Source organism: Streptomyces phaeochromogenes (genome assembly GCF_001418655.1).
Taxonomy (GTDB): domain Bacteria; phylum Actinomycetota; class Actinomycetes; order Streptomycetales; family Streptomycetaceae; genus Streptomyces; species Streptomyces phaeochromogenes.
In genome coordinates this window covers 1-6,381 of the sequence record NZ_LIQZ01000498.1, presented here as the reverse complement: position 1 = coordinate 6,381, position 6,381 = coordinate 1, and the positions used below count along the sequence as shown (strand labels likewise).

5 protein-coding genes are annotated in these 6,381 nt (G+C 71.6%); 2 read left to right on the top strand and 3 right to left on the bottom strand.

Features of this window, described 5'->3' with window-relative positions:
• A partial coding sequence (locus AOK17_RS43900; RefSeq protein WP_281198680.1) for a 2'-5' RNA ligase family protein occupies positions 1-247 on the top strand: 247 nt, incomplete at its 5' end.
• 248 nt (positions 248-495) lie between these two features.
• Here AOK17_RS43900 and AOK17_RS43895 read toward each other — a convergent pair.
• From AOK17_RS43895 to AOK17_RS43885, 3 genes are all read right to left on the bottom strand, one after another.
• The gene (locus tag AOK17_RS43895; protein WP_055618247.1) at positions 496-1,488 is read right to left on the bottom strand and encodes an aldo/keto reductase; all 993 of its coding nucleotides are present in this window, start codon (positions 1,486-1,488) and stop codon (positions 496-498) included.
• 148 nt (positions 1,489-1,636) lie between these two features.
• Positions 1,637-3,367, bottom strand: coding sequence for a methyltransferase (locus AOK17_RS43890; RefSeq protein ID WP_055618246.1), 1,731 nt, complete (start codon positions 3,365-3,367; stop codon positions 1,637-1,639).
• An 89-nt stretch (positions 3,368-3,456) separates the two neighbouring features.
• The gene (locus AOK17_RS43885) at positions 3,457-4,620 is read right to left on the bottom strand and encodes a 4-hydroxybenzoate 3-monooxygenase (RefSeq protein ID WP_055618245.1); all 1,164 of its coding nucleotides are present in this window, start codon (positions 4,618-4,620) and stop codon (positions 3,457-3,459) included.
• Between the two features lie 247 nt (positions 4,621-4,867).
• On the opposite strand from AOK17_RS43885, the gene AOK17_RS43880 reads away from it, so the two are divergent.
• Positions 4,868-6,157 carry an MFS transporter gene (locus AOK17_RS43880; RefSeq protein WP_055618244.1) on the top strand — a complete coding sequence of 430 codons (1,290 nt, stop codon included), beginning with the start codon at positions 4,868-4,870 and terminating at the stop codon, positions 6,155-6,157.
• Positions 6,158-6,381 lie beyond the last annotated feature (224 nt).

Genomic DNA, 6,381 nt, shown 5'->3' with positions numbered 1-6,381 from the left:
GGCCGGGGTCGAGCGGGAGGAGCACCGGCGGTACCGGCCGCATCTCACGCTGGCGCGGAGCCGGGAGGATACGGACTTCACGCCGTACGTGGCTCTGCTGGACGGGTTCGAGGGGCGGGGGTGGACGGTCGGCGAGCTGTGCCTGATGCGGAGTCGGCTGCCCGCCTCGGGGGTGCCGGGGGAGCAGCTGCGGTACGAGGTGCACGGGCGGTGGGCCCTTGGCGGACCCCTCGCCGGGGGTGGCTGAGGGAGGGGCGGTTAGGCTCGGTGGCGTGGACCCGAAGACGCGTAACCGGATCATGGCCGGTGTTCTAGTGATGATGTTCGTTGTGGTGGCGATGGCGGCGGCCGTCGGTAGGTAGCCGTTTGCCTCCGGCGGCGGGTTGTCGGCTGACGCTTCGTTGTGGCTGGTCGCGCCCACGCGGCGGAGCCGCATATGTCACAGCCCCGCGATCCTTCTGGGCGCCCCCGTCGGGGCGCCCTTTCCACGTGCCGCTACCAGGCGAAGGCCTCCGGAGAAGGGCCCGGGCCCGGGAAGATCTCGTCGAGGCCGGTCAGCAGGTCCTCGCTCAGTTCCAGTTCGACTGCCCTCAGGGCGGAGTCCAGTTGCTCGGCCGTGCGCGGGCCGACGATCGGGCCGGTGACGCCCGGGCGGGTGAGGAGCCAGGCCAGGGCGGTCTCGCCGGGCTCGACTCCGTGCTTGTCGAGCAGGTCCTCGTACGACTGGACCTGCGCGCGGATGGCGGTGTCGGCGAGGGCGGCGGCGGCCCGTCCGCCCGCCCGGCGTCCGCCCTCGACCTCCTTCTTGATGACACCGCCCAGCAGACCGCCGTGCAGCGGGGACCACGGGATGACGCCGAGCCCGTACTCCTGCGCGGCCGGGATGACCTCCATCTCGGCGCGGCGCTCGGCGAGGTTGTAGAGGCACTGCTCGCTGACGAGGCCGATGGTGCCGCCGCGCCTGGCGGCGATCTCGTTGGCCTGGGCGATCTTGTAGCCGGGGAAGTTGGAGGACCCGACGTACAGGATCTTGCCCTGCTGTACGAGCACGTCGATGGCCTGCCAGATCTCCTCGAAGGGAGTGCGGCGGTCGACGTGATGGAACTGGTAGACGTCGATGTAGTCGGTCCGGAGCCGCTTGAGGCTGGCGTCGACGGCCCGGCGGATGTTGACCGCGGAGAGCTTGTCGTGGTTGGGCCAGGCGTTGCCGTCGGCGGCCATGTTCCCGTACACCTTGGTGGCGAGCACGACCTTGTCGCGCCGCTCGCCGCCCTTGGCGAACCAGTTCCCGATGATCTCTTCGGTACGGCCCTTGTTCTCGCCCCAGCCGTACACGTTGGCGGTGTCGAAGTAGTTGATCCCCGCGTCCAGCGCCGCGTCCATGATCGCGTGGCTGCCGGCCTCGTCGGTCTGCGGACCGAAGTTCATGGTCCCGAGCACGAGTCGGCTGACCTTGAGTCCTGTGCGTCCCAGCTGCGTGTACTTCATGGCTCATAGCCAACGTCGTGGAGTGCGCTCTAGGCAACACCACTCAGGGGACACGCCCGGCCGGTCGTCACACGCACACGCGCGGCCGGTCATACGGACACGCGGGGCGGGCGGGCGCCCGCCCCGCGTGGGAAGAGGAGCTCAACTCCTAGACCTTGGTTCCCTGGACCTTGGTTCCCTGGACCGTGGATCCGGTGTCCGCCGGGCCGGTCCTGCGGACGTGCAGCACGCTGCCGTCCAGGGGCAGTGGTGTCCGGTCCACCAGGGTGAGGCCCGCGTCGGCGAACAGCCGGGCGTAGTGGTCGGCGCGCCGCTCCCGGCCGCCGACGTTGCACATCATGTGCAGGTCCCAGGCCGTGGCCAGCGAGGCCGAGCCGTCGGCGGGCAGGACGCGTTCGACGACGAGCAGATCGGCGGTGCCGGGCATCGCGCGGGCACAGTGGCGCAGGATCTCGCGGCAGCGGTCGTCGTCCCAGTCGTGCAGGACGCGCGACAGGACGTAGATGTCACCACCAGCGGGTACGTCGGCGAAGTCGCCCGCCCGGAAGGTGCACCGCTCCGCGTGGCCGGCCGCGCCGAGGAGGCGGCGGGCGGTCTCGACGGTGTGCGGGCGCTCAAGGAGGACGCCGTGCAGGCGGGGGTGTGCGGAAAGGATTCGTCCGAGCAACTCCCCGTTGCCACCCGCGATGTCGACCACCGTGGCGCCTTCGGCCGCCGAGGTGAGGACCGGGTGGGCGGGCAGCGGGTCGAACATCCGTGAACCGGCGGCCATCGACCGGTCGAAGAGCTCGGCGAGTTCGGGATCGCGGGCGAAGTGGTCGAAGTGGTTCTCGCCGAAGCACTGCTCGAAGGCGACCTGTCCGGTGCGCACGGTGTGGTCGAGCCCGGCGAAGGACTCGTAGAACGGTCCCCCGTACATCAGCGCCAGCGCCCGCATCGACCCCTCGGCGTCCGCGCGCAGCAGGGCGCCGGTGTCCGTGAGCCGGAAACCGTCGCGGTCCTCGCCCACCACGCCCAGCATGGTGAGATAGCGCAGCAGGGTGGCCAGGTTCGGCGCCAACACATCGACGTCCCGCGCCAATTCGGCCACGCCGACGCTCCGTTCCTCGTCCATCGCGTCGGCCACATCGAGGCGTGCGAACGTGGCCAGGGCCTGTGTCGTCCACGCCCCGGTCAGCAGGCGCAGCAGGGTCTCGGCGGGCTGCCGCCCGCGGTGCTCGTCGAGGTGGGCGGCGAGGACGTCACGGTGGTCGCCGGGGACGTACAGCTCCACGCGCCGGTAGTCGGCCTTGGCCTCGGCGGGCGCGGTGAAGTAGAACACCGTGCCGTTCTCGTGCGGGTTGTAGCCGCCGCCGTCCGGGACGGCTCCGTACCGTCCGAAGGCCGCGCACAGGCCGCGCAGCACCAACGGGTCCGGCGTCTCGACCTCGAAGGCGACATGCGTCTCGTGCTGCCTCTCCCGCTCGTGCGCGGCGACCGTGTCGAGGTCCGACCCCGGCGGCACGGTCAGCGCGAACACCTCGACCCAGCGCCGCGCCCCGTCCGGGCACTCCACCGCGGGGCGCAGAATGCCGACGTCGAGCTCCGCCGCACTCCGCTTGTGCCGTACGGCGAGACGCTCGCGCACGATGACACTCGGCCGCGGCGGCGCGTCCGTGACGAGCCCGCAGTCGGCGAGCGTGGCGTCCAGCGCAGCCTCGTCGGGCGGGAAGACGAGCAGTGCCGCGTGCGAGAAGTCGCAGCGCTCCGCCACGGCCCGCAGCTCCGGGCCGTCGAGCCCGGGAAGCAGGAGCCGGAGCAGCGTGGCGGTGTCCTGTTCCTTGACGAAGTCGACCGTCGCGCGCAGGCGGGACGTATCGCCCGACAATGTCGTGATCATTGCGGGTGGATCCTCATTCCGGGGTTCGGATGTACGCGTACGGACGTACGCGGGTGCGGAGTTGGGAAGCAGCGACGGGATGTGAGGGGCTATACGCCGACGTAGTGCTCGGCGAACCAGTCCTGGTGGTTGCGCGAGGTGCGCAGCGAGGAGAGGCGGGAGCGGCGCAGGGAGTTGTGGAACAGCGACTCGCCGTCCGCGCCGGACGGGCCGTGCAGCAGCCCGATCATCCAGTGCGAGAACTCCTGCGCACGCCAGATGTGCGTCAGACACCGCGCCGAGTAGGCGTCGAGGCCCTCGGGGTTTTTGGCAGTGAGATCGTCGATCAGGGCGTCGGCCAGGACCGCCGCTTCGAGGACCGCCAGATTGGCGCCCTTCGCGGCGGAGGGGCTGATCAGACCGGCGGCGTCGCCCACGAGGAACAGCGCGCCGTGGCGCAGCGGTTCGAGCACGTCGGACTCCAGGTCGACGACGGAACGCTGCACGACGCGCCCGCGGCGCAGCGGCCCGTACTCCCGCGCCCGCATCCGCAGCTCCAGCTCGTCCCAGATCCGCTCCTCGGACCAGGCGTCGGCCGGGGTGCCGCGCTCGCACTGCAGGTAGTAGCGGGTGACCTCGCTGGTGCGGGCCATGTGTCCGGCGAACCCGTGCTCGTGCACCGCGTAGCCGACGGCGTCCAGACTGGGCGGCGCCTCGGCGAGCAGACCGAGCCAAGTGACGCCGTGATCGCGGTGGTGGCGGACCGTGCCGGCCGGCAGCGAACGCCGGGCCGCGCCGTGCCGCCCGTCGCAGCCGGCCACGTACCGCGCCCGCCACCGCCCGGGCCGCCCGTCCGCCTCACGCACGGCCACTTCCGGCCGCTCGCTGTCGGCGTCGCGCACGGCCACGGCCTCGGTGCCGAACCGGAGCTGTCCGCCGCGTTCCAGGAACCGCGTCAACAGGTCGGTCACCAGCTCCTGTTGGGGGTAGACGGTGTGCTGCTCCCGCTGCCCGAGCCCGCTGTAGTCCAGCCGGAACCGGCCGTCCTCGGTACGGAACTCGCAGGTGCCGTGGATCTGCCCGCGCCGCCGCAGCCCCTCGGCGAGACCGTGCTGTTCCAGGATCCGCACGGTGTTGGCGGCCAGGAACCCGGCACGTGCCCGCGTCTGCACCTGCGTGCGCTCGGCCCGCTCCAGGACGACGCAGTCGATCCCCCGGTCCACCAGGATGTTGCCGAGCACGAGCCCGGCCGGCCCGGCCCCGAGGACGACCACATCGGTCGCGTGTTCGGCCGGTCGACGCCGACTCTTCCCGTCTGTCACGGAACCAGATATTAAGTAGCCTAAAACCGGTTGTCTCACCGAAATCACCTGAATGCCTGGCTTGACCGTCAAGATCACCACGCGGGGCGGGCGCTGGGTGTATTGGCCCGCGGTGCCGGACCCACGGTGCTGTTCAGTCGCTCTCCGCGGCGCCATATGGGTACGCCGTTCGGGCGGTCCGCTACTACGGTGTCCGCTCATGAGAACCCCTGGTGCGGATCCGCCGTCACTCTGGCGCGACCGCCGGTTCGTGCTGCTGTTCTCGGCTCGTACGGTCTCGGTGCTCGGGAACGCCTTCGCGCGGGTGGCGTTGGCGTTCGCGGTGCTGGAGCTGCCGGGGGCGAGCCCTGGCCGCCTGTCGTTGGTGCTGGCCTGTCAGGCGCTGCCGCAGCTGGTGTTCATCCTGGTCGGGGGTGTGATCGCGGACCGGGTGTCGCGTTCGCGGCTCATGGTGGTGTCCGACCTGCTCGGGGCGGCGGCCTACGCGGGTCTGGCCGTGATGGTGCTGACCGGGCACGCGCCGCTGACGGCGATGTGCCTCCTTGCCGTCCTGGCGGGGACGGCGACCGCGCTGTTCGCACCGGCGATGACGGGCGTGGTCCCGCTGATCGTGCCCGCGGAGCGGCTGCAACGGGCCAACGGTCTGCTCCAGATGGGCACCAACTCCTCGATGCTGCTGGGGCTCGCGCTGTCGGGCGTGACCGTCGCGTTCGTCGGCGCCGGCTGGGCGCTGGCCCTCAACGCGGCCTCCTTCGCCCTCAGCGCGCTCCTCATCAGGGGGCTGCGGGTGACGGCCCGCCCGAGGAAGGCGTCCTCCGGCTGGGCCGATCTGCGGGACGGCTGGCAGGAGTTCGCCTCCCGGCAGTGGCTGTGGGCCGTGGTCGCCCAGTACGCGTTCGTCGTGGCGGCCCTCAACGCCAACGTCGGCGTGCTCGGTCCCCTGGTGGCCGAGGAGTACTTCGGCGGGGCGCGTGCCTGGTCACTGATCGTCGCCGCGCAGGCGCTGGGCACGATCGCGGGGGCGGGCCTGGCCGCCCGCGTCCGCGTCTCCCGGCCCGTACTCGTGGCGGTCCTGGCCACGTTCCCGGCCGCCGTACCGATCGCCCTGCTCGCACTGCGAGCGCCCGTCTGGGCGGTGGCCCTTGCGATGTTCTGCGCGGGCGTCTCCACGGACGTCTTCAGCGTCCTGTGGACCACGACCCTCCACCGGGAGATCCCCGAGGAGGTCATCTCCCGCGTCAGCTCATACGAATGGCTCGGGTCCCTGGCCTTCGCACCGCTCGGCCTCCTCGCCGCGGGGCCGATCGCCTCAGCGGTAGGCACGGGGGTGGCTCTGGCGGGGTGTTCGGCGATGGTGGTGGGGGCTACGGCGATGGCGCTGCTGTCGCCGCAGGTTCGGTCGCTGCGGGCGCCGGAGGGTCACGGGGGTACGGGTGCGGGGGCATCGGCCTCGGCTCGGGAGGCGCCCAGCTCGGCGTCGGAGGGGTGAGTTCCCTCGGGCGGGGGCTTCTCCACGGGGCCCGTGAGATCGGGCAGACCGGCTTCCGCCAGCCAGTTCAAGAATGCTGCGCGCTTACGTCGCCTGCTCGCGGCGTCGGGCGGGGTGAAGGTCCGGGCGACCTGGTCATCACGAGTCACGGTCGCGTCCACCGCGCGCGGAGGCGTGCGGGAGGAAGGCGGACCAAGTGGTGGGGGTGACGGTGAGCGTGGGGG